This window comes from Paenibacillus selenitireducens (assembly GCF_002021565.1).
GTDB lineage: Bacteria > Bacillota > Bacilli > Paenibacillales > Paenibacillaceae > Paenibacillus_K > Paenibacillus_K selenitireducens.
Map to the genome: position 1 here is coordinate 451478 of NZ_MSZX01000002.1, position 22488 is coordinate 473965.

General features: G+C 45.5%; 25 protein-coding genes and 1 other annotated feature. All 25 genes read left to right on the plus strand.

From position 1 onward, the window contains the following. Positions 1 to 36: 36 nt before the first annotated feature. The 25 genes from BVG16_RS06330 (at position 37) to BVG16_RS06450 (ending at position 22433) form a co-directional block, all read left to right on the plus strand. Positions 37 to 243 (plus strand): DUF1657 domain-containing protein, encoded by a 207-nt coding sequence (locus BVG16_RS06330; protein ID WP_078497691.1) that lies wholly within the window; start codon positions 37 to 39, stop codon positions 241 to 243. 140 nt (positions 244 to 383) lie between these two features. Next, positions 384 to 1640, plus strand: a complete 1257-nt coding sequence (locus BVG16_RS06335; protein ID WP_078497692.1) for an SPOR domain-containing protein — start codon at positions 384 to 386, stop codon at positions 1638 to 1640. A gap of 143 nt (positions 1641 to 1783) precedes the next feature. Continuing rightward, positions 1784 to 2383 carry a Maf family protein gene (locus BVG16_RS06340; RefSeq protein WP_078497693.1) on the plus strand — a complete coding sequence of 200 codons (600 nt, stop codon included), beginning with the start codon at positions 1784 to 1786 and terminating at the stop codon, positions 2381 to 2383. Positions 2384 to 2423: 40 nt separating this feature from the next. Continuing rightward, on the plus strand, positions 2424 to 3113 hold the full coding sequence (gene radC, locus BVG16_RS06345; RefSeq protein ID WP_078497694.1) for a RadC family protein: 690 nt from the start codon (positions 2424 to 2426) through the stop codon (positions 3111 to 3113). Positions 3114 to 3184: 71 nt separating this feature from the next. Then, positions 3185 to 4219, plus strand: coding sequence for a rod shape-determining protein (locus BVG16_RS06350; RefSeq protein WP_078497695.1), 1035 nt, complete (start codon positions 3185 to 3187; stop codon positions 4217 to 4219). Between the two features lie 39 nt (positions 4220 to 4258). Continuing rightward, the gene (gene mreC / locus BVG16_RS06355; RefSeq protein ID WP_233146905.1) at positions 4259 to 5086 is read left to right on the plus strand and encodes a rod shape-determining protein MreC; all 828 of its coding nucleotides are present in this window, start codon (positions 4259 to 4261) and stop codon (positions 5084 to 5086) included. Positions 5087 to 5099: 13 nt separating this feature from the next. Further along, positions 5100 to 5615 (plus strand): rod shape-determining protein MreD, encoded by a 516-nt coding sequence (gene mreD / locus BVG16_RS06360; RefSeq protein ID WP_078497697.1) that lies wholly within the window; start codon positions 5100 to 5102, stop codon positions 5613 to 5615. 90 nt (positions 5616 to 5705) lie between these two features. Next, positions 5706 to 6371 (plus strand): septum site-determining protein MinC, encoded by a 666-nt coding sequence (minC, locus tag BVG16_RS06365; protein WP_078497698.1) that lies wholly within the window; start codon positions 5706 to 5708, stop codon positions 6369 to 6371. A gap of 5 nt (positions 6372 to 6376) precedes the next feature. Further along, positions 6377 to 7171, plus strand: a complete 795-nt coding sequence (gene minD, locus BVG16_RS06370) for a septum site-determining protein MinD (protein ID WP_078497699.1) — start codon at positions 6377 to 6379, stop codon at positions 7169 to 7171. Positions 7172 to 7176: 5 nt separating this feature from the next. After that, a complete protein-coding gene (locus BVG16_RS06375; protein ID WP_078497700.1) occupies positions 7177 to 8325 on the plus strand; it encodes an FtsW/RodA/SpoVE family cell cycle protein in 1149 nt (382 codons plus the stop codon). A gap of 180 nt (positions 8326 to 8505) precedes the next feature. Next, a complete protein-coding gene (locus BVG16_RS06380) occupies positions 8506 to 9429 on the plus strand; it encodes a M23 family metallopeptidase (protein WP_078497701.1) in 924 nt (307 codons plus the stop codon). Then, entirely contained in the window at positions 9422 to 10276 is an 855-nt protein-coding gene (locus BVG16_RS06385) for a M50 family metallopeptidase (RefSeq protein WP_078497702.1), read from the plus strand. The genes BVG16_RS06380 and BVG16_RS06385 overlap by 8 nt, the downstream gene beginning before the upstream one ends. Positions 10277 to 10307: 31 nt before the next feature. Beyond that, entirely contained in the window at positions 10308 to 11546 is a 1239-nt protein-coding gene (locus BVG16_RS06390) for an Rne/Rng family ribonuclease (RefSeq protein WP_198957426.1), read from the plus strand. Between the two features lie 86 nt (positions 11547 to 11632). Next, positions 11633 to 11729 (plus strand) — a sequence feature (ribosomal protein L21 leader region). Between the two features lie 12 nt (positions 11730 to 11741). Continuing rightward, on the plus strand, positions 11742 to 12053 hold the full coding sequence (gene rplU / locus BVG16_RS06395) for a 50S ribosomal protein L21 (RefSeq protein ID WP_078497703.1): 312 nt from the start codon (positions 11742 to 11744) through the stop codon (positions 12051 to 12053). An 11-nt stretch (positions 12054 to 12064) separates the two neighbouring features. Then, the gene (locus tag BVG16_RS06400) at positions 12065 to 12394 is read left to right on the plus strand and encodes a ribosomal-processing cysteine protease Prp (protein ID WP_078497704.1); all 330 of its coding nucleotides are present in this window, start codon (positions 12065 to 12067) and stop codon (positions 12392 to 12394) included. Positions 12395 to 12415: 21 nt separating this feature from the next. Continuing rightward, positions 12416 to 12727: a 50S ribosomal protein L27 gene (rpmA, locus tag BVG16_RS06405; protein ID WP_018757042.1), complete on the plus strand. Its 312-nt coding sequence runs from the start codon at positions 12416 to 12418 to the stop codon at positions 12725 to 12727. Positions 12728 to 12926: 199 nt separating this feature from the next. After that, positions 12927 to 13658 (plus strand): Spo0B domain-containing protein, encoded by a 732-nt coding sequence (locus tag BVG16_RS06410; protein WP_233146906.1) that lies wholly within the window; start codon positions 12927 to 12929, stop codon positions 13656 to 13658. 12 nt (positions 13659 to 13670) lie between these two features. Further along, positions 13671 to 14984 carry a GTPase ObgE gene (gene obgE, locus BVG16_RS06415; RefSeq protein ID WP_078497705.1) on the plus strand — a complete coding sequence of 438 codons (1314 nt, stop codon included), beginning with the start codon at positions 13671 to 13673 and terminating at the stop codon, positions 14982 to 14984. A gap of 167 nt (positions 14985 to 15151) precedes the next feature. Continuing rightward, positions 15152 to 15589 carry an ACT domain-containing protein gene (locus BVG16_RS06420; RefSeq protein ID WP_078497706.1) on the plus strand — a complete coding sequence of 146 codons (438 nt, stop codon included), beginning with the start codon at positions 15152 to 15154 and terminating at the stop codon, positions 15587 to 15589. Between the two features lie 39 nt (positions 15590 to 15628). After that, positions 15629 to 16915 (plus strand): homoserine dehydrogenase, encoded by a 1287-nt coding sequence (locus BVG16_RS06425; protein ID WP_078497707.1) that lies wholly within the window; start codon positions 15629 to 15631, stop codon positions 16913 to 16915. A gap of 26 nt (positions 16916 to 16941) precedes the next feature. Continuing rightward, on the plus strand, positions 16942 to 17904 hold the full coding sequence (gene thrB / locus BVG16_RS06430) for a homoserine kinase (protein ID WP_078497708.1): 963 nt from the start codon (positions 16942 to 16944) through the stop codon (positions 17902 to 17904). 1 nt (position 17905) lies between these two features. Next, the gene (pheA, locus tag BVG16_RS06435) at positions 17906 to 18787 is read left to right on the plus strand and encodes a prephenate dehydratase (RefSeq protein ID WP_078497709.1); all 882 of its coding nucleotides are present in this window, start codon (positions 17906 to 17908) and stop codon (positions 18785 to 18787) included. 223 nt (positions 18788 to 19010) lie between these two features. Next, positions 19011 to 20453, plus strand: coding sequence for a LysM peptidoglycan-binding domain-containing protein (locus tag BVG16_RS06440; RefSeq protein ID WP_078497710.1), 1443 nt, complete (start codon positions 19011 to 19013; stop codon positions 20451 to 20453). 142 nt (positions 20454 to 20595) lie between these two features. Then, positions 20596 to 21204 carry a BofC C-terminal domain-containing protein gene (locus BVG16_RS06445; protein ID WP_233146907.1) on the plus strand — a complete coding sequence of 203 codons (609 nt, stop codon included), beginning with the start codon at positions 20596 to 20598 and terminating at the stop codon, positions 21202 to 21204. An 86-nt stretch (positions 21205 to 21290) separates the two neighbouring features. After that, entirely contained in the window at positions 21291 to 22433 is a 1143-nt protein-coding gene (locus BVG16_RS06450) for a cation:proton antiporter (RefSeq protein ID WP_078497712.1), read from the plus strand. The last annotated feature ends 55 nt before the right edge of the window (positions 22434 to 22488 follow it).

Here is a 22488-nt window from a genome sequence, read left to right on the forward strand (position 1 = left end):
ACATTATTGGGGTATGTTGAGAAAAGGAGGTGTCACATGACAGTTGGATCCCAAGTGAAAACGACATTAGCAAGTTTGAAAAGTGCGCAAGCAAGCTTAGAATCCTTCGCGCTTGAAACGGTGAATCAATCAGCGAAAACGATGTTTGAAAGTGCAGCAAAAGCAACGCAAGGCGTTGTTGATCAAGTTCAGCAACGTGTTACAGAGTTGGAAAATGAGGAACCTCAATTCAAAGGGTTCTAATTGGTAGCAAGCAGGAGTGGAAAAATCTCGATTCGCTGTAGAAGTCACAGCGGATCGAGATTTTTTTATGAGGAAGAACATAAATCTCTTAACTCTATCATATAGATGAATTAGAAGATTGGACAAGGGAGAGGTTAAACATGAGCAAGGCAAAAATGACGTTTCGATTCGATGAGCCAAAACGAAGATCTGAACCTACGTCGTTGATCTCCGCGGAACAAGAGGAAAATATCATCGTGCAGGAAGAAACTACGCCAGCTAATGTGATTCCGGTTCCTGCGTATACAACAGATTATGGCGCATGGGAGAGTTCTTTTGATGAAGAGACCGATCGAATCGAGCAATTAATTCGGAATAGTGAGCCTGTAAGTCCTCCAACGCGTAAGTCTGCGATACAGGTGATTGATAGTGTAGAAGATATCGTAATTGATAGGGATGCAGAACAACACAATCCGTTCGTCGACATGGTAGAGGAATCGCAAAAACCTCAATTTACCAGTCTTCCCGTTGGAGGATACTATCGTAAATCACGAAACCCTTCGTGGGTGAAAGTGTTCGCTTCGGTAACGGGCGCGATTGTAACAGGAGCGGTTTTTGGATTTGTGGTACTGTCGCTTTTTCAAGGGGACATTCAAATTCCGGGCTTAACCTCCACTTCTTTAAAGGACGATGTGCGAACAAGCAGCACGGTTCAATCGCCAGCAGCTGACAAGGGTACGGAAACAGGACCCGAAGCGAAGCCAGCCACAGCTGAACAAGCATTTAACGCAGCTATCAACAGTGATGCCAAAACATACTACATGCTGCAATACGGTGTTTTTAAGGATGCTGCAGGGGTGAATGCTGCGGAGCAAGAGCTGATTGCCAAAGGCATGGCGGCTTTCGGAGATACAACGGACCAGAATCGGGTATATGCAGGGATGGCGAATGCGCGTGAAGATGCTTTATTATTTGCGCAACAATTGAAGGCACAGGGCGTAGAGCTCTATGTAAGAGAGTTGCAGATTCCAGAGGCGAAGCAGTTGGTGTATGGCGGCGATGCGAAGACGATGGAGCAATTTCTGAGCCAAAGTGATAAAGTGGTACAACTTCTGCTGCAAATGTCTGTGACACAGTTAGAGAAAGAAGATTCGATGGCATTTACGCAAGCCGAGCTGGTCGCCATGAAAGATGCGCATCGGCAATGGACTGAACTCGAGAGTAAAGCTTCAGCTGGGTTACCCGAAGAAGCGAAGCCGGCATGGAATAAAATGACTCAAACGATGAACACGGCTATCATTTCCTTGAACGAATATGGTAAAAAATTGTCTCAGACCCACTTGTGGGGAATCCAATCGGCAGCGATGGAATTCGTCATGGCCGAAAAAGGCTTGCTGGACTCGATAAGAGCGGAATAAATGCAACGCATTCGATGAATAAAATACCAATAAAAACCGGGAGTGTCTGATTTCATTGACATTGTCGGTTTTTGGTTTGTGTTACTCCGAAAATAAAAGTATAATGTGTAAGGGTGTAAAATAATGGCGAAGGGGAATGAAATGTGCTGAAATCAGACCGTCAACATCTCATATTAGCTTCATCATCACCGCGTAGACAAGAGCTCATTCGTACGTTGAATATTCCATTTGAAATACGAGTGAGTGATGTTGATGAGACGACACCAACCTTCTGGTCTCCAGCCCAAGTCGTAGAGCAATTGGCATTGCGCAAAGCCGAGAAAGTGAGAGAAACCTTGCAAGCAGGAGAGCAAGGAATCATCATTGGGGCGGATACGATTGTGGTTCAAGATTACAGGGTTTTGGGTAAGCCCAAAGACGACAATGATGCCATCTGGATGATTGGCTTGCTTCAAGGCAAGACGCATCAAGTTTACAGCGGCGTCGCTTGCATTGATGCAGCGTCAGGTGAGACACATGTATCCCATCGCATTACCTATGTGACTATGAAACATTTAACAGATCAACAAATTGCAAATTATGTAGCAAGCGGCGAACCTCGCGATAAAGCAGGTGCCTATGCGATTCAAGGCCTAGGTGCAACGATCGTAGAATCTATCGAGGGATGTTATTTTAATGTCGTTGGATTGCCATTATCACTGCTAAGTGATATGTTGGCTAAATTTGGTGTTGAGGTATTGTAGCAAAGAAGTTTATGATGATAACGATGAAAGAGGGAAATTCATGGAATCGCAAAGTTACGTACTACGCGATATCCCCCATGAAGAACGTCCAAGAGAGCGCATGATGCAGAATGGGGCTAGCGCGTTGAGCCACGCGGAATTGCTCGCCATCCTGATCCGAACGGGGACAGCGAATGAATCAGCTGTGCGTGTTGCGGAACGGTTGTTGAAGCAAGTAGGTAATATTCGCCATTTGGTGGATATGAGCGTGGAAGAAATGACTCAAATCAAAGGTATAGGGCCAACGAAGGCAATTCAGTTAAAAGCAGGTATTGAGCTTGGTCGTCGATTGTCACGTGCATCATTGAACGAGACGGTGACGATTCGTAAGCCGGCGGACGCAGCAGACCTACTCATGGAAGAGCTGCGATATTTGCAGAAAGAACACTTTGTTTGTCTATTTCTCAACACGAAGAACCATGTGCTCCATCAAGAAACTTTATCTATGGGCAGCTTAAATGCGTCCATCGTTCATCCTCGCGAAGTATTTCGTGCTGCGATCAAATACAGCAGCGCTTCCGTTATCTGTGCACATAATCATCCAAGCGGTGATCCCACACCAAGTCCAGAAGATATTCAACTCACACAACGTCTCATGGAAGCCGGTCAACTGATCGGTATTGAAGTACTGGATCATTTAGTCATAGGTGATCGCAAATACATAAGTTTGAAGGAACAAGGACTTATGTAATATAATGATAAAAATGTTAGCACTATATCTAATAAACGATTGATTGATTGGAAAGAAAGGGAGATTACATCATGTTTGGGAGCTTCACGAAAGATTTAGGAATTGACTTAGGAACTGCAAATACATTAGTTTACGTTCGAGGGAAAGGAATCGTCGTCAGAGAACCGTCTGTCGTGGCGATTCGTACAGATACGAAGAAAATTGAAGCCGTAGGGGAGTCCGCTAAGAAAATGATCGGACGTACACCTGGAAACATCCGTGCGATTCGCCCGATGAAAGATGGTGTCATTGCGGATTTTGATACAACGGCGACGATGATTAAATATTTTATTAGACAAGCCCAAAAACAACGTGCTGTATTCCCTCGTCATCCCAATGTGATGGTCTGTGTTCCTTCTGGAATTACAGCTGTCGAGCAGCGTGCGGTTGAAGATGCAACGAAACAAGCAGGCGCTAGAGAAGCTTATACGATTGAAGAGCCATTCGCAGCAGCGATCGGTGCGGATCTACCTGTATGGGAACCAACCGGCAGTATGGTCGTAGATATCGGCGGGGGAACGACAGAAGTAGCTGTTATCTCGCTTGGTGGTATCGTAACTAGTCGTTCTGTTCGAGTAGCTGGGGATGAAATGGATGATTCCATCATTCAATACATTAAACGGATTTATAACTTGATGATTGGAGAACGTACTGCAGAGCAAATTAAGGTAGATATTGCATCGGCATTACCGTTGGATCAAGTGGAAACTGTTGAAATTCGCGGACGTGATTTAGTTACAGGTTTACCTAAGACGTTAACCATTACATCCGACGAAATTACCGAAGCCTTAACAGATACGGTCAATGCTATGGTAGATGCTGTCAAAGTAACGTTGGAGAAATGTCCTCCTGAGCTTGCTGCAGATATTATGGACCGCGGGATCGTGTTGACAGGCGGAGGCGCGCTGCTTCGCAATTTGGACAAACTATTAGCTCGCGAAACGGGCATGCCGGTCATCGTAGCGGAAGACCCGCTAGATTGCGTTGCCAAAGGTACAGGCCGCGCACTTGAGAACATCCACTTATTTAAATCTAAAAGCAGTACGGCGGTTCGCTCGAAACGATAAGAGGTGTTTAAACTGTTTAAATTATTGGGGAATAAACGATTGTTCATCTTATTGCTCGGGATGATTTTGTTCATTTCATTGCTTGGTTTTACACTAAGTAAAAGAGAGAACCTTTCATGGCCTGAGAAAATGTTAAACGATACGTTTGGGTTCGCTCAAAATATGATCTACAAGCCCGCTGGCTTTATAGCGGGCTTGTTTGAAGATATTAGCAACTTGAATCATATCTATGAAGAGAATGAGCAGCTCAAGATTGCCGTATCGCACTATATTCGGGATAAAGCCAATTATAATTTCATTGCAGCAGAGAACGAGAGATTACAAAAGGCTCTGAATTTTACGGAGCAGCAGAAGAAAATGTATAAGTACGATTACAAAATCGCGCAAGTGGTTTCCGTTAATCAAGACCCGTACAACTATACAATCACGATTAATATCGGAGAGAAAAACGGCGTGAAGAAGAATCAAGCTGTAACTTCAGTTGATGGCATGGTTGGCGTAATCAGCCAAGTGTCACCGCTGACGAGTACCGTACAGCTGCTGACAGGCCTTGATGAGCGGAATCCGAACTCGAACGCGATTGCGGCGACCGCAATCGGGAAGGAAAATAAATCTTTTGGCTTGATTGAAAGCTATAATGCTCAAGAGGGTACCTACCTCATGACGAAAATTGATGAAAATGACCCGCTAGCTGTCGGAGATACGATCATTTCCTCAGGAATCGGTGAAGCATTTCCACGCGGTATTGTCATCGGGACGGTTCTATCTACGCAAGTTGGAGACTTTGGTCTAACGCATACGGCAACGATTAAGCCAGCGGTGAATTTCGATAATTGGAAAGAACTCTTCGTTGTTGTGCCGATGTAATGGAGGATCGTAGATGAAGCGCAGATGGATGATCGTCGTAATGATTTTACTGTTGATGATTGAGGGAACGGTGATGCCTTGGATTATTCCTGGGGATTGGAAGCTAAGAATCATCCCTCATTTTGTGTTTGTTATTGTATTATTCTATGGCGTCTATACGAGTAGATATTTAGCGCTTGTGATGGGGCTCGTATTCGGTTTATTGCATGATGTCATTCATTATGGAAATATGATTGGGGTCTATTCCTTTAGCATGGGGTTATGCGGGTATTTGATCGGGAAAGTATTCGGAGACAAGCGGCTTGGGATTGGCTGGATGATGCTTATCGTTGTGCTGGGCAGCTGGCTCTTTGACTCGACGACCTATTTGATCTATACGATGTTCCGCGTTAACCATATGTCCTATGATTGGGCACTCTTCTATCACATTATACCAAGCGTGTTCTTACAGTTAGCCTTTGCACTGCTTGTATATGTTCCTGTTCGCAGAACGTTAGACATCGGATTTCGAAAGCACGATGAAGATTAGCCGCGCAGGAAATCTGCTTCACAATTTCGCCGCCAAGCAGGAACTTCCTAACCCTAGCACGAATTGAATAGGTAGGAGGGACAGGCATATATGGGAACGACTAAACAACATCTTGTGACAATCAAAGGAATAAAAGACGGCCTTGTGTTCCTGCTGGATGACCAATGTGAATTCACAGCGTTAATACAGGACTTGCAATATAAATTGGAGCACACGCACCAGAATATTTTGACTGGACCGATCATGCATGTTGACATTAAGCTTGGAGCTAGATCGGCGTCGGATGAGCAGAAGGAAGAAATTCTTCAGATTCTGAAGCAAAAAGGTAATTTATTGATCCGTTCGATTGAATCGGATGAGCCGGAAGCGGACACTTCCAATGAGAATGAAATGAAGATTATGACCGGGGTGGTGCGTTCTGGACAAGTACTGCACCATGTCGGAAATCTTCTGTTTCTAGGGGATGTTAATCCGGGGGGAATCATCCATTGCACGGGGGATATTTATATTATGGGATCGTTGCGTGGCATGGCTCACGCTGGTTTTGAAGGAAACGAAAACGCCATTATCTCTGCTTCTTATTTCTCGCCTACACAGTTACGAATTGCTGATGTTATCAGCCGCCCGCCGGATGAATGGGAGATTAAAGAGTCGAATATGGAATTTGCCTATCTTCAAGAAGGTCAAATGCAGATCGATAAGATTTCGAATATATCGCGTTTTCGTAAAGATACCCATATTTACAAAGGAGTGTAGTCCGCATGGGAGAGGCAATCGTCATTACATCAGGGAAAGGCGGAGTTGGAAAAACAACAACTTCTGCAAATTTAGGAACTGCTCTCGCGTTACTTGGTCGTAAAGTGTGCATGGTCGATACGGATATCGGTCTTCGTAACCTTGATGTTGTTATGGGACTTGAGAACCGCATTATTTATGATTTATGCGATGTGGCCGATGGCCGTTGCAGATTGAATCAAGCCTTGGTGAAAGATAAGCGATTCGAAGAGTTATACATGCTGCCAGCGGCACAAACAAAGGATAAAAATGCGATTTCGCCAGAGCAGGTAAAAGATATTATTCTTGAGTTAAAGAAAGAATTTGAATATGTCATTATCGATTGCCCCGCTGGAATCGAGCAAGGATTCAAGAATGCCATTGCTGGAGCAGATCGGGCGATTGTGGTAACAACGCCTGAGAATGCAGCGGTTCGTGATGCCGATCGCATTATCGGGCTGCTGGGTAGTTCTCATATCGAATCTCCGCGACTTGTCATTAATCGGATTCGTCCGAACATGGTCAAGTCTGGAGAAATGTTGGATATCGATGAGATCATTCAAGTTCTAGCGATTGATCTGATTGGCATCGTGCCAGACGATGAGCATGTTATTAAGGCAGCCAATAGTGGTGAGCCTACGGTCATGAATCCAGATTCCAAAGCAGCAATTGCGTACCGCAATATTGCTCGTCGTATTCTGGGGGATACCGTACCACTCATGTTGATGGATCAGAAGCCAGGGATGTTTAAACGAGTGAAGAAGTTTCTTGGAATGGGCTGATGTAGTTGCTTAACAAATTTAAAAAAATAGACTGGCCGATTGTCATCATCTTGATCATCTTTATGTTCATCAGTATCTTCGTCATTAAGAGTGCGACATTTAGCGATCCGAAGTTCGAAGGTTCTCATTTGAAGATGATGTACTTCTATGTAGGCGGATTTGTCGTTATGTTGGGGATCTCGCTGATTGACTATCGACTTCTCTTAAGATTTTGGATCTATTTCTATGGATTAGGTATTGGCTTACTTGTCGCGGTGTTCTTCCTGGGCGCGAAGATCAATGGTGCAGTTGGGTGGTTCAAGCTTCCGGGCGGGCTCCAATTCCAACCGGCAGAGTTCATGAAGCTCGCGATTATTATTATGGTGGCTTATCTCATGGGCAGAAGAGGCGGAGATCCACTAAGGTTCCGCAGAGACGTACTACCGATCGGTTTGCTTACGTTTATTCCTTTTCTACTGGTTGGTGTGCAGCCCGATTTGGGGAATGCGATCATTTACGTCGTCATTTTGCTTGGGATGTACTGGATTGGTAATGTAAAGTTTACGCATGTGTTCATTGGTTTATCGAGTGTACTTGCGGCCGTATTTTTATTTGTCTTCTTGTTCAATACCTTTAATCAAGATATTAAGGTGTATATGGAGGAGCAGAAGATAGGTCACTGGTACCAACGGATTAACACGTTTATGAATCCGGATTCCGCGACAGAAGACGAGAAGCATCAATCGAAGAATGCGATGATTGCGATCGGTTCTGGGGGACTATCCGGTGAAGGATACATGCAATCCGAGTCCGTGCAGAAGAAGTTCATCCCTTATCCTTACTCGGACTCCATCTTTGTCGTCATTGGCGAAGAATTTGGCTTTCAGGGAGCTTCTGTATTACTGTTGCTGTATTTCCTATTAATCTACAGGATGATCGTTATCGCCTTTCAGTGTTATGATCAGCGGGGATCCTATATCATTATTGGTGTTGTATCCATGTTCGTTTTCCAAATTTTTGAGAACATTGGGATGATGATTGGCATTATGCCGATCACAGGGATCACATTGCCCTTCATCAGTTATGGCGGAACTTCGTTGATACTTAATATGTTGTCCATCGGGATCGTTCTGAGTGTAAAGGTATATCAAGAAAAATATGAGCTTGAAGATTGAGCCAACGCTTAAGCGTTGGCTTTTTTTGTCTGATTTCCGGGGCCCCCGCAAAGTACCTGAATCAGCTTCGAAGCCAAGTCCTCACTTTGTGGGGTTATTTTGTGCGTTGCTTGTACATAATCATGCGGGGCTTGTCATAGTTATGGTACAAAGAGTGCAACGATTAAAGGGGGAAGACCCATGCAAATTAAAGATAATGTACGTAAGCGGAGACAAGCCCGAATGAGAGAGCTGATAGAAGAGCATTCATCGGTAGAAAGGCAAGAATCTCCTATAGAATCGAGTGATTTTAGTCCGATCGTCGTGGCACCTATCCATCAAGAGCTCATACGTCCGGTTCCTATGACCAGCTCACTCATTCCTTCAGGAGCCGAAGAAGATCCGGAGCTTGCTTGGAAAGAGCAGCAGCGCATCTGGCGTACACAGCTTGCAAGTGATCCGCCGAAGTCATCGGAATCAGATATGCCGAATTGGCCGTCATCAGGGTCATGGGTTCAATCTCTAAAGGTAAAAGTGCTGGTATCAGCCCTGCTATTTGGAGCTGTGTGGGGGATCTTCCAGGTCAGCACACCATGGACGGAAAAAGCAAGAGGATTTATTGCCCAAGCGCTTAGCGAAGAAATGAATTTCGGGGCCGTAGCGGTGTGGTACGAGGAGACATTTCATGGAGCACCGTCGTTCATTCCGATCTTCGGCAATTCCGATGCGTCTGCCACCAAAGTGAACACCTCTAATATATTGTATGTTCCTGTGAATGGCACAATAGTTGCCCCCTTTACGGAAGACAGCAAAGGAGTTCGCATTGCTGCGAAGACGGAAGCGGGGACCCAAGTGGTCATCAAGTCGATGGAAGCCGGTCAGATTAAGGAAGTAAGTCAGACATCGAAGGAAGGTATATCAGTCACCATTCAGCATGCGAATCAGACGGTATCTGTCTATTCAGGACTCGAAGAAGTTATGGTCAAACAAAATGATTGGGTACAGGGTGGCCAACAAGTAGGCGTATTATCTGCTACAGCTGATGAGCCGACAAGCCAACTCTATTTTGCAATAAAGAAAGGAAATCAGTATATCGATCCGACGGAAGTGATTTCATTTGATTAAATGGGGCGGGACCACATTTTCTTTACATCCGCTTTTTATTATGGTCATGCTTGCGTCATTATTGACAGGGCACTTCCTAGAAATGATCACCCTATTCGGTATCGTCCTGATCCATGAGCTCGGACACGCTGCGGCGGCAGCATATTTTGGATGGAAGGTACAAGAGATCAAACTCCTTCCCTTTGGAGGCGTAGCCGTTACAGATGAGAGCGGTGCAGCACCTGTGCATGAAGAGCTGTTGGTTGCGATCGCGGGCCCATTGCAGAATGTCATCATGATGGCCGCCGCTTATGGTGCTCATCAGGTAGGCTGGTGGAATTCAGAATGGACGAATTATTTCATTCAGGCGAACCTCATGATCGCTTTGTTTAATATGATGCCTGTATTGCCGCTGGATGGCGGACGAATTGTTCAAGCTCTCTGCAGCCTGTTTATCCCATACCATCGTACGCTGATATGGTGTGGGCGCATCAGTATTGCTTTTAGCTGTGCGATGGTGGTCTACGCTGTCATACCGCTCTATTGGCAACAACAAATCCAGTTGAATTTACTTGTGATCGGATTATTTCTGGTATACGCGAATTGGACGGACTATCGGAATGTTCCGTACCGTTTTGTCCGATTCATGACGCATCGGGAGCGGTTCTCATTAAGCCGCATGCAGCAAGGTTCGTTAGCTTTTCCGATAATTGTTGGCTCAGAGCAACCTTTAGGAGGGGTTGTACGTCTATTTATGAAGAGCAAGTATCATCTAATTTACGTGTTGAATGACCGCGGTAAAATTGTCGCCGTCCTGCCTGAACAGCGGTTGGTTGATTCTTATTTTGCGAATTTCATGGTAAAATAGATTAAAAAGCGCTATGGACAGGGGTGATCCCATGAAGAAGATCATTGTTCATTGCGAACAAGAGATCACACAAATGGCGTTGGTGGAGCAAGATCAGCTCGTTGAATTTACAAGTGAGAATTCGCAAGGCAGACAGCTAGTTGGTAATTTGTACAAGGGTCGGGTCGTCAACGTCCTTCCTGGGATGCAAGCGGCTTTCGTAGATATCGGGTTAAAAAAGAATGCATTTCTATACGTTGACGATGTGCTGCACCCGCATTTGGAGAAACAGCCCAAGATTAAACCTTCCATTTCAGAACTGCTGCAAGTAGGACAAGAAATTGTCGTGCAAGTGATGAAGGAGCCTCTAGGCGGTAAAGGTGCTCGTGTTACGACGCACTATTCCTTGCCAGGGCGGTGGCTCGTGTATATGCCTCATGCCGATTATATTGGTGTTTCGAAAAAAATTGAATTGGAAGCAGAACGTCTTCGATTGAAACACATCGGTGATCATGCACGTCTGTCGGGCGAAGGCATAATTCTACGGACGGTGGCTGAAGGGGAGAGCAAAGAAGCGATTCAATCCGATCTTCAACTTCTGCGTGCTTTATGGATTCAAATTGAACAACGCGCAGCTGTATCGACAGCTCCAGTACAACTCCATCAAGATTTGAATATTATCGAACGGCTGGTTCGTGATATGTTCACCTCGCATACCGAACGGGTCATTATTGATGATCCAGTTCAAGGAGAGCAAGTGGCATCATTTCTAACCCAAGTTTCGCCAGAATGGTCGAGTCGAGTTCAGATTTATAAGGGCAATGAACCTATTTTCCAGCATTATCGTATCAAAGAGGAGCTAGACCGTGCCTATCAACACAAGATTTGGCTTGAGAATGGAGGCTACCTGGTCTTCGATCACACAGAAGCCTTGACCGTGATTGATGTGAATACGGGGAAATTCATAGGCTCGAATACATTGGAAGAGACGGTATACGAGACGAATATCCAGGCCGCCAAAGAAATTGCCCGGTTGCTTCGACTTCGTGATATCGGCGGTATTATAATTATTGATTTTATCGATATGAATGTGGAACGGCATCGCCAAGATATTCTGGACATGCTGGAACAATGGATGAAAAATGACCGAACAAAGCATCTGATCCTGGGGTGGACCAAGTTAGGTCTATTAGAAATGACGCGTAAGAAAGTTCGTGACCATGCGCTGAATTCGTTCCTTGAACCATGCAACACATGCAAAGGTACGGGTACGGTATTTACGAAACGATAAAATATACATGTATTTGTAGAACGATCGTTGATTTATGTAGGTAAATGTGTTAATATGCTTGAGTATGTGTTTCGTATTTATTGCGACACATGCTGTAACCGCACTGATCGGGTATGAAGAACGAACCATGTTTCGTTAAGAGACATGTGAAGTCACCTAATTCGGGCGAGTCTGAGACATGAGGAGGTGCAACAAATGTACGCAATTATCGAAACAGGTGGTAAACAATACAAAGTGCAAGAAGGCGACGTATTGTTCATTGAGAAATTGAATGCCGGTGAAGGTGAGAACGTAACTTTTGATCGCGTATTGGCAGTATCTAAAGGTGAGGGCTTGGTAACAGGAACTCCTGTAGTTGCTGGTGCGTCTGTTTCTGCGAAAGTAGAAGCTCACGTAAAAGGTCAAAAAATTACAGTCTACAAATACAAGGCTAAAAAGAACTACCACAAAAAACAAGGTCATCGTCAACCTTACACAAAAGTAACAATCGGAAAAATCCAAGCATAAGAAGGTGCGGTATGATACGCGTCAAGATTATGCGCAACCCGAGTGACCGTTCAATAGAGAGCTTCTCGATTGATGGACACGCGAACTATGCGAAACACGGTGAAGATATTGTCTGTGCAGGCGTATCCGCTGTGACCGTAGGGACGGTAAATTCGATTGAAGCTTTAACAGGTGTTGTGCTCGATAGCAAGATGAAGAATGGATTTTTGAGCGGAAGGTTAACTTCTGTGAAATCTCCTGATACATTTGCTCAAGTACAATTACTGCTGGAATCGATGATTGTCATGTTACAAACAATCGCAGAGTCATACGGAACGTATATAGAAATACACGACAAATAATTAAAGAAGGAGGTAGACAACATGTTAAAGTTGAATCTTCAATTATTCGCATCGAAAAAAGGTGTAGGTTCCACAAAGAACGGACGTGACAGTGAGTCCAAACGTCTTGGTACAAAACGTGCTGACGGTCAATTCGTTACTGGAGGAAGCATTTTGGTTCGCCAACGCGGAACAAAAATTCACCCAGGTAACAACGTTGGAATTGGTAAAGACGATACTCTTTTCGCGAAAGTGGAAGGTGTTGTTAAATTCGAACGTTGGGGTCGCGATCGCAAAAAAGTGAGCGTCTACCCAGTTGATGCAGCTCCAGTAGCAGCAGCACTCGAAGTTTAATTCGGTATAAGAGCCCTCGGCGCAAGCCGGGGGCTTTTTTAATCTATTAGAATTTATAATTTCCAGGGCCCCCCGCAAAGTACCTGAATCAGCTTCGAAGTCAAGTCCCCACTTTGTGGGGTTTTCTTAGGTTCGTTGAACATGCTATACTTGGATAGTATGTCGCTTTCTAATTTGTGGAAGAGGAATGTGGGAGACGGTGAAATATGGGAGAACGCTGCGAATAGCGGCGATGAGTTCTTTGGTTATTCCTTTGCTGATCGTAATCTTATTCCAGCAGATTTGGGCTTGGATGATCGCGTTATTGGTACTTTGGATCATCGCTGTAGGCTGTGTAACAGAATGGAGTATTCGTACTAGTCGGACCGCTATTCTACAGACCGAACAATTAAAGGCTATTCGTATACTGAACCACCATCGTCATGATTGGATGAATGATCTGCAGATTATTTCGGGTTATATTCAATTGAAGAAGCATGATAAATTAGTGAATAGTGTGGAAAGAATAAGAGATCGCATGTTTGCGGAGAGTAAAATTGCGAAGCTCGGCATCCCCTCATTAGTGATGTTCTTCCAATCCTTTCGTACCGTTTGTAATGAAATTCAATTAGATATCAACATTGTGGACGAGCTGAATTTAGCAGAGCTTCCTCTAGCCATTCCGCTTGAGACACTTTCCGCGCAGGTGCAGGATATGGTCTGGACGTATGTCGAACATGCAGAGCAAGGATTAGGGGAACCACAAGTTTTATATATTGCATTTGAGAATTACCAACAAGAGCTGTGCGTTCGCTTCCATTACGAAGGGGAGATTCGATCGGACAGTGATTGGAGCAGCAAGGTGAAATCGGCTTTACAGGGCCAGTTCGTACGAGTGGAACAGGAGCAGGTTCCTGGATCACTTCACATGTATGTGTCTTGTACAGCCTAACGAGGTGAAACGATGTTTGTAGATAAGGCCAGAATATTTGTAAAAGGTGGCGATGGGGGCGATGGGATCGTCTCTTTTCGTCGAGAAAAGTATGTACCTGAAGGCGGGCCTGCAGGCGGTGACGGCGGACGCGGAGGTAACGTGGTATTTCGCGTCGATGAAGGTTTACGGACGTTAATGGACTTTCGCTATCAGCGGCATTTCAAAGCAGATCGTGGGATTAAAGGCCGCAATAAAAGTATGCATGGTGCAAATGCCGAGCATATGATTGTTCGAATCCCACCAGGTACGGTCATTATTGACGAAGATACAGAAGAAGTGATTGGCGATATGACACGTCATGGACAAGAGGTTATCGTAGCTCGTGGCGGACGTGGCGGACGCGGAAATATTCGCTTTGCAACGGCCAACAATCCTGCACCGGAAATCGCAGAGAACGGTGAAGAAGGCGAAGAGCGGTATATCGTGCTGGAACTGAAAGTGATGGCAGATGTAGGTCTCGTTGGATTCCCGAGCGTAGGTAAATCAACCTTGCTCTCTGTTGTATCAGGTGCGAAGCCGAAAATCGGTGCCTACCATTTCACGACGATCACGCCGAATCTTGGTGTTGTGGATGTGGGAGACGGACGCAGCTTCGTGATGGCGGATTTGCCGGGATTGATCGAAGGTGCGCATGAAGGTGTTGGTCTGGGCCATGAGTTCCTGCGGCATGTGGAACGGACACGTGTCATTATCCATGTCGTGGACATGGCAGGTTCCGAAGGTCGTGATCCTTTTGAAGACTGGGTGAAGATCAATGAAGAATTGGATCTGTATAATGCCAAGCTATCGGATCGTCCGCAAATCGTAGCAGCGAACAAGATGGATATGCCGGATGCGGCAGCGAATCTTGAAGAATTCCGCAAGAAGGTGGGCGAAGTTCGCGAGGATATCGAAATCATGCCGATTTCGTCCATCACAAGACAAGGGATACAAGAACTTCTGTATCGGGCCATAACGATTCTGGAGGAAATTCCAGAAGCACCGCTCGTGGAAGAAGTTGCTAAAGTTGAGGAACGTAAAGTTTATCGACTGGAGAAAGAAGAAGAAGAGCAATTTACGATTCGTCGTGAGAACGAGATGTTCATCGTAGAAAGCCCAACCGTCGAGCGCATGATGAAACGTATGCAAATGAATTCGCATGACGCCATTCTTCGTTTTGCACGTACGTTACGGAAGATGGGGATTGACGAAGCATTGCGTAAACGGGGAGCAGTGGATGGTACCATCGTTCGACTCGGTGACTTTGAATTTGAATTTGTAGAAGGCAGCAGTTACTACTATTAAAGGTGAAGCTCTTTCGGCCAGGCGCCGAGGGAGCTTTTTTGTTTAGGTAATTGATGTACGAGCTGGCTTGATTTTATTATAATATATTTAACTATTGCCCCGTGATCTATAATCCTATATAATGTCCACTATAGAAGAACAGTAGTCTTCAATAGGAGGACATTGGCATGAGCGAACGTTTTTATTTAGTCCGTGAAGATATTTTACCCGATGCCCTTGTGAAAACAGTAATGGCAAAACAGTTACTGGCAGACGGATCGGCCAATACGGTAAATGAAGCGGCAGAGCGGGTTGGGTTAAGCCGCAGCGCTTTTTACAAATATAAAGACGGAATATTCAACATTAACCAGCTGGAACGTGAACGGATCGTGACCATCTCTGTAGATTTGGAGCATCGATCAGGCATATTGTCCAAAGTATTAGGGTTGGTTGCGGGGCTGGAAGGCAATGTATTAACCATTCATCAGACCATTCCTTTGCAAGGGATGGCGAATGTCGTCATTTCGGTGGAAACCTCGCGAATGGGAGAGCATTTATCAGCGCTCTTAGATGCGCTTCGTGCGCAAGAAGGTGTGAAACGAGCAGCAATCATCGGGCAAGGTTAAAGGATTTATTGCGATAAATACATGGTAGGAGGATAAGGAATGAAACCGATAAAGGTAGGTCTATTAGGTTTAGGAACGGTAGGTACAGGGGTTGTTCGTATTGTAGAGGGGCATCAAAGTGATCTGCAAAGTCAAGTTGGATCTCCCATTGTGATCGAGAAAGTACTCGTTAAGAATGTGGAGAAAGCACGGAATATTTCGGTATCCACCCATAAAATTACGGACGATGCTTGGGATATTATTCGTGACCCTGAAATCGATGTGATTGTTGAAGTGATGGGCGGCATTGAGACGACCAAGGAATATCTTATTGAAGCCTTGGAGCGCGGGAAGCATGTCGTTACGGCGAACAAAGATCTAATGGCTTTGCATGGTCCTGAGATTATGGCAAAAGCACAAGAACATCATTGTGATGTATTCTATGAGGCAAGTGTTGCGGGCGGAATTCCGATTATTCGTACATTGTCCGAAAGCTTCTCATCGGATCGAATTCTGAAAATCATGGGGATTGTGAACGGCACAACCAATTTCATCCTCACGAAAATGAGTCAAGAGGGCGCATCCTATGCGGATGTACTGAAGGAAGCCCAAGAGCTTGGTTATGCGGAATCGGATCCGACTTCCGATGTCGAGGGTCTGGATGCGGCGCGTAAAATGGCTATTCTGGGTACCCTAGGCTTCCGTGCGAATGTCGCACTGGAGGATGTATCCGTACGCGGGATCTCACAAGTGACAAAGGACGATATTCTATATGCGAAACGTCTTGGCTATGAAGTGAAGTTGTTAGGGATTGCAGAACGTCAAGACGAACATATCAGCTTGAGCGTTCAACCAACAATGATTCGTAAATCGCATCCGATTGCATCGGTCAACGGTGTATTTAACGCCGTATATGTTCATGGTGAAGCAGTTGGCGAGACGATGTTCTATGGCGCAGGCGCAGGGGAGCTGCCGACAGCGACTTCCGTTGTTGCGGATTTGGTATCTGTCGTGAAGAATATGAAGCTTGGCGTAAATGGTCAACATTGCACCGTACCCTACAAAGAAAAGAAACTTAAGAACGATGAGCAGATCGCTTACAAAAACTTCATTCTATTGCACGTACAAGATAAAGCAGGCGTGTTAGCGCGTATTACGCAAGTGTTCGCAGAATATGAAGTAAGCTTGGCGTCCGTTCTTCAACAGCCAAATCCGGATAACCCGGAAGCGGAAATCATTATCATTACACATGACGCAAGCAAAGCAAGCATGGATAAAGTTCTGAAGCATTTCGAAGAGTTGGAAGTCATTCGTAAGATTAAGAGTGTATACCGCGTCGAAGGGTAACGGAAGTTAGAAGGAGAGAACGGAAGATGACAGCTCCAGATCGAGTAATCGTAAAAGTACCTGCAAGTACCGCCAATTTGGGTCCAGGGTTCGATACCCTGGGCATGGCGTTGGAATTATATGCTTATATTGAAATGTCCAGAGCGGAAGTTACGCAGATCGAACTCTATGGCAATGAAATGCAAGGCATCCCAACGGATAAAAGGAATCTGATCTATAAAGTGGCACAAATCGTGTTTGACGATGCAGGCGTATCTGTTCCTGAGTTGCATATCTCGATGTACAGCGATATTCCGCTGACTCGCGGATTGGGGAGCAGCGCATCGGCCATTGTTGGCGGCATGGTAGCCGCGAACGCATTGATTGGGAATATCCTGTCCAAAGAACGTATCTTTACGCTCGCAACCGAACTGGAGAGACATCCTGACAATGTAGGAGCTTCGCTGTATGGCGGAATTATTGTTGCAACATGGGATGGGGAAACAGCGCGGCATATTCGACTGGAGCCGCATGCAGATTTAACGACGCTTGTGGCAATACCTGAATTCCAATTGGCAACAGAGAAGGCACGCCATGTTCTTCCAGCAAGTATCACGATGGGGGATGCCGTATTTAACGTGAGCCATTCTTCACTGCTTGTGGCTGCATTTGCAAGTGGGGAATTTGAAATGATTCGCCATACGATGAAGGATCGGATGCATCAGCCATACCGTGCTTCGCTTATTCCAGGGATGACTGAAATCTTAGAGAAAGCAACGGATAATGGTGCGCTGGGTGTTGCACTTAGCGGCGCGGGTCCGACATTAATTGCTTTGGTTGATCGCAAGCACGAAAAAGAAATACAATTGGAACAGTTCTTATTGGAAACGTTGAAGCATGAACAAATCACTGCTACGACGATGCGATTAGCTCCTTGCACTGAAGGTGCTGTTGTATTGCAGGCGACACAGGGACAATCGTTCATGGATGTTATTAAAGGGGAAATGTAAGATGGTTCGGATAGCCTTATTGCCAGAAGGATCTGTATCTCATGAAGCCGCGAATTATATCTTTCAAGGCGAGCCGGTCGAGATGGTGCACCATAAATTAATTTCCGATGTGTTCTTATCAACGGTGGACGGAAAGACGGATTACAGCGTCATCCCTATTGAGAATACAATAGAAGGTTCCGTGAGTTTGCATATGGATTGGTTAGTCCATGAAGTGGATTTGCCCATTCAAGCCGAATGGGTCTATCCGTCAATTCAGAACTTAATTGGCCGCCGAAATGAATTGTTGCTAGCGGATGAGAAGACCATCGATTTTAGCAAAATCAACAAAGTTATGTCACATCCTGTGGCGATGGCACAATGCCGTCAGTTCCTTCGTGAACATATTCCGCATGCAGACCTTGAACATGTTAGCAGTACGGCGGAAGCTGTGAAACAAGTGAAGGATCATCCAGGGGAAGGCGCTGTTGCCATTGGGACAACCCTTGGCGCTGCGAATCACGGCTTAGATATTCTAACAGCCCGCGTAACGGATCATCAGAATAATTTTACTCGGTTTCTATTAGTCGGTCCGAAATCAGCTCCGTTGCAGCCTTCTAGTAATGTGAAGACAAGCATTCTTATCACACCGCCGGAAGATTACTCTGGTGGACTCCATCAAGTATTATCTGCCTTCGCATGGCGCAGAATTAACTTGTCCCGGATTGAATCCAGACCCACAAAGAAGCAATTAGGCAATTATTATTTCTATATTGATGTGGAGGCCTCGATGGATTCGGTCCTTCTGCCTGCCGCCATTGCTGAGATTGAGGCGATTGGCTCACAGGTTCGTATTCTGGGGTGTTATCCTAGCTATACATTTGATGCAGATAAATTGGTGTAAAAGTATTTGAATAAAATGCAATGGAACTTTCGTTCCCTCTAGTGTTTCTTCGTTTGTCGAAGCTAGGGGGAATTTTTTTGTGCGAAGGGATGTCAAATGCCTATGATTTGCATAGGATGTATTAATTGGTTCCGGGCTCTTGTTCTACGGATGGAACTTTTGAAGTGAAATACGGTGGGTTGAGCTCATATTCTGCACAAAAAAATGTAGGAGGTTCATACGCGTGAAAATTCACATCGTAAAAAAAGGGGATACACTTTATTCTATCGCAACAAAATATGATATCCCTCTTCAAAAACTGATTGATGCGAATCCAGACTTGAAGGATCCTAATCGGCTTGAAGTAGGGATGAAAATCAAAATTCCGGTGGAAGCGAAACCCGTGAAACCGGAATATGAAATGATGCATAAACATGAAGTACAAAAAGGCGATACCTTGTGGAAACTGTCAAAAGCTTGGGGCATCCCGATTCAAGATATGATCAAAGCCAATCCACAGTTAAAAGATCCGAACATTCTAGCAGTCGGCGAGGTTGTCTTTATTCCAAAAGTAACAGGCGTAATGCCAAACGTGCCGCCGGTTCAACCGCCCGTTACAGGCGTAATGCCAACGGTACCGCCGGTTCAACCACCAGTTACAGGCATAATGCCAACGGTACCGCCGGTTCAACCACCAGTTACAGGCATAATGCCAACGGTACCGCCGGTTCAACCGCCCGTTACAGGCGTAATGCCAACGGTACCGCCAGTACAACCGCCCGTTACAGGCGTAATGCCAACGGTTCCTCCTATACATCCAGCGTACCCAGGCATCGGGCCGACCCAGCCTGTCTATCCATACCCTCCGACGACCGATTGCGGATGTCACGGACAGCCAACTCCAGTGCCATATGGTCAGCCTTATGAACCATATTCCGAAGATTTATTTGCTCAATTCCAAGTTCCAGCGACAGAGGCTATTTCCTTATATGATTTGCCGCAAGTACCTGAAATGACAACTGCTTCGCACTTCGGCAACTACATGCCAAACATTCCGTCAAGCGGATTTGACGGTTATCCGACTCCTTATGGAATGCCTGTATATCCGCAAGGTTATCCTGGTGCAGGCTATGGAATGCCTGAAATGCACGGAATGCATGGGATGCCTGGAATGCCTGAAATGCACGGAATGCATGGGATGCATGGGATGCATGGGATGCATGGGATGCATGGAATGACTGAAATGCACGGGATGCATTGTATGCCTGGAATGCATGAGATGCATGGGAAGCATGGGATGCATGGGATGCCTGAAATGCATGGGATGCACGAAATGCACGGAATGCACGGAATGTCTGGTGGTATGCCTGGTGTGCCATTCCCTTCGTTCAATCCTTATGCGATGCCATACGATGGGGATCTATATGGAGCACAAGGTCAACCGATGTATGACCATGCGCCAGGTTGTGGCTGCGGCCGCTGCCAGCAGTTTAATGAAGCCCAGGAAGCACAACAAGAAGACAGCACCAGCACGGGTGTAGGTACATCGGCGAAGAGAACGGCTCCGCGGACCTCAACGAAAGCGAAAGCCAAAACATCTTCCAACAAAACGAGCAAATCCAGTCAATCCAATCGTCGTAAACCCAAGCAAAGAAAAACGAGCAGCATTCCTTGGATTAACGGTTAAGGTTATTGATAGGCATCGACTACAGTCATCCTCTTGTAAGTTAAGGGGGTGACTTCTTGCATTTATGCATCCCTTCTGTATAAATCCAAGCATCTGTGGCTACACTAGGGGAAAATTAGGATCGAAGGGGATAAACGTGATTTTGTTTAACATTTGGAAGCAAATCAAAAAACGTCTGCGCCGTGGCAAACGTCCCTTACTATCATTAGGTTTGTTAATCGTGCTCATGACGCTTCTAGCCATGGGTTACCATACATCAGATAGAGGATCGTCGAATACGGTCATGAAGATGCTGCAAGAAGATGAGAAGGACCGTCAAGTCCATTTGACGCGTCAATACGTATCCGACAAGGAGACATTATCACTAGGTCTCATGAATGCCAATGCGATTATCCAGTTAATGCTTCAACACCCAGAGTGGAGCGGGCATGTGGATCAAGCAGGGGAAGTGTGGCTGACGGAAGAGATTGACGATATCTCCTCATCTTGCAAGGAAAATGGTTTTATTGGCGTGGATAAAGAAGGAAATATAACCTTATATGAAGGCCCGCCGAAAAAAGAGAAGGTCATGCGAACATTTTTCCAAGTAGATATTGAATCTATGGAAAGTTCATTGCCGAAATCGGTATTAAAAGAGCTCCATCAAGGGATTCGAGTTAGTGACGTGGATGAATACAATAGTGTTCTATCCACCTTTAGCGACTATGCTATCGAACAGACAGAGAAAGTGATGAAACACCAAGAACCGTAGATATATAGGACGTAGGACGTGAGAACGTCCTCTTTTTTTTGGGCAGAATAAAGATGTGAATGGCAGCTTAAGTTGGAGGCGTGGACATGGAATTGGTTCTTCAATTACTCATTATTCTTGTGTGTACCAAGTTGGCAGGGGATTTGACGGTCAAGTTAGGACAACCGGCGGTTCTTGGGAAATTAATCACTGGTATCGTGATTGGGCCGGCACTTTTGGGGTGGATTGATCGTGGAGATCTCTTAAAGGAGCTGGCGCAGATCGGTGTGCTTCTCCTGATGTTTATTGCAGGGCTGGAGACGGATTTGGACCAGCTTCGCAAGAACTGGAAGTCTGCCTTAGCTGTTGCCATCGGCGGAATTATCCTGCCTTTTATCGGGGGATACGGGGCGAGTATTGGATTTGGATTATTTAGCAATCAGGCCTTGTTTATGGGGCTGCTGCTCTGTGCGACATCGGTCAGCATTTCTGTACAAACCTTGAAAGATTTGAATCAGTTGAGTACGCGGGAAGGGACCACGATTCTTGGAGCTGCGGTCGTCGATGATGTACTCGTTGTCATTTTACTTGCCTTCATGATGAGTTTATTAGGAACCGGAGAGGAGCATGCAAGCCTAGGAATTATCATCGCGAAAAAGGTCATCTATTTTGTGGGTGCAGGGGTACTGGGGATTTTCGCTGTTCCTTGGGTCATGAGATTCTTCGCACCTTTACGCGTCACGGAAGCCCTGATCAGCGGGGCATTGATCTTATGCTTCTTGTTCTCCTATGTGGCTGAAATGCTCGGTGTTGCAGGGATCATTGGCGCATTCGCAGCGGGAATCTCCATTTCGCAGACGCCATATAAACAAGATGTAGAGCACCGATTGGAGCCGATCGCTTATGCCATTTTTGTGCCTATCTTTTTCGTGAGTGTCGGATTAGATGTACGTTTTGAAGGGGTCGGTAGTCAAGTGTGGTTTATTGTGATTTTTACAATCGTCGCAATTTTGACGAAGCTGATCGGGTCGGGCTTAGGCGCACGCTTAACCGGGTTTCAGTGGCGTTCCTCCATCGGGATCGGTTCTGGAATGGTGTCCCGCGGCGAAGTTGCCCTCATTATCGCAACGACAGGACTCGCATCAGAATTGCTTGCTCCCGCCTATTTTACCCCTCTCGTGATTGTGGTCATCTTAACCACGCTGGTGACTCCACCGATGCTAAAGCTAGCTTTTGCCCCGAAATTGTAAATCGGATTGGAAAATATATAAGTTCTCTTCCTCATGATCTTTTGTTATAATAAAG